This window comes from Paenibacillus puerhi (genome assembly GCF_009846885.1).
GTDB classification, from domain to species: domain Bacteria; phylum Bacillota; class Bacilli; order Paenibacillales; family NBRC-103111; genus Paenibacillus_G; species Paenibacillus_G puerhi.
This window is the reverse complement of the sequence record NZ_WUWM01000088.1, coordinates 1-1,491: the sequence shown is the minus strand read 5'-3', so window position 1 is coordinate 1,491 and position 1,491 is coordinate 1. Positions and strand designations below refer to the sequence as shown.

Genomic DNA, 1,491 nt, shown 5'->3' with positions numbered 1-1,491 from the left:
GGGGATGTGCTCCAGGTCTTGAAAAAACGCGGCGAGTTCGTCGAGCAGGGCGACATTCTGTTCCGCATCGATCCGACTGACCTGCAGATTCAGAAGGAAAAGGCGCAAATCTCGGTAGCGGGCACCCGCGAGCAGATGGATAAAGCCCGTAAGGAGCTGGCCGACGCCAAGCAGGATATGGCTAACGGCATTGCGAAGCTAGAGGCATCTCTCGCCGATGCCGAGAAGAACTACAGCAAGCTGCGGAACGACTACGACCTCGGTCTGGTAACCAAGATTCAACTGGAGCAGACAGAGACGCAGCTGAACAATATGAAGCTGGACCTGGAGGGCACCCGGAGCAAGCAGAAGACGCTGGAAAGCACCAACGCCCTCTCCCAGCTGGAGCAGGGGCTGCAGACGGCGAATGTCTCCTTGCGGGAGCTGGACCGCAGCCTGAGCAACACCGACGTAAAGGCGACGGTCAGCGGGGTGTTGACAGATCTGCCGGTCGAAGTCGGGATGACCTTGAATCCGGGCAGTCCCGCAGGCACGATCCAGCAGCTCGATCCGGTCAAGATCAAGGCCGAGCTGACAGAAGAGGCAGCGGCACTCGTACGCGGCAAGACGGAGCTGACCTTCTACGTGCCGGGCTCTGCCGACAAGACCAAGGCCAAAGTCAACTACTTGGCCGACGTCGTCGGCGCGCAGTCCAAGTCGTATGCGCTGGAGCTTGAAGTGCCGAATCCGGACCGCAAGCTGAGACCGGGCACGAAGGCGCAAATTTTGCTGACGGAAGAGCCGGATCAGATCGTCGTTACGGTGCCGACGCTGAGCGTCGTCCGCGAAGGCGGCGACACGTACGTCTTTGTGCTGGTCGGGGACACGGCCGAGAAGCGCAAGGTCCAGCTCGGACGCTTGAACGAAACGATCCAAGAGGTGCTCTCCGGCGTGAAGGAAGGCGAGCAGCTGATCATATCGGGTCAAAACCAACTCAAAGACAAAGAAAAAGTACAGCTCGCCAAGTAGGTCAGAGCGGACTTGACAGGAGGAAACCAAGTGAATAACAAACTGAAAATGACCGCAGCATCCGTCGTCATCTCTGTCTCTCTCCTCAGCTCGGGGCTAGCCGCGTATGCGGCCGAAGCTCCCCCGGCCGAGATCGCAGCGCCGTCATCCGTATCGTATAAGCTGACCGATCGGCTGGATGTCGAACTCAAGGGCGCGCTGAACGAGCGCGTGGACGGGGGAACGCGTCTGGGCGTGATCGTGCGGATGAAAAACAACGGGACGACGATCACGCGCGTACCGGATTACGAGGTTCGCGTCCAGACCAGCGAGGGCGTCGAATATACGCTGAAGCCAAGCGCCGACAATGCCAAATCGCTGCAGCCAAAGGCAAATACCGAGCTTAGCTACCTGGCGGTGATCGACCGGACGGACGAGATCACGCTGACGCAGGTGAACTGGACGGATGTCGATTATTACGTCTATCCGAAGAAGGAAACGCCG

At 59.1% G+C, this 1,491-nt stretch carries 1 protein-coding gene and 1 pseudogene; both read left to right on the top strand.

Features of this window, described 5'->3' with window-relative positions; genetic code table 11:
- Positions 1 to 1,008: efflux RND transporter periplasmic adaptor subunit (locus GSF01_RS29105; RefSeq protein WP_159888763.1), on the top strand; the 1,008-nt coding region annotated here is incomplete at its 5' end.
- 30 nt (positions 1,009 to 1,038) lie between these two features.
- Positions 1,039 to 1,491 (top strand): annotated as a pseudogene (locus GSF01_RS29100) (hypothetical protein); the annotation flags it as partial.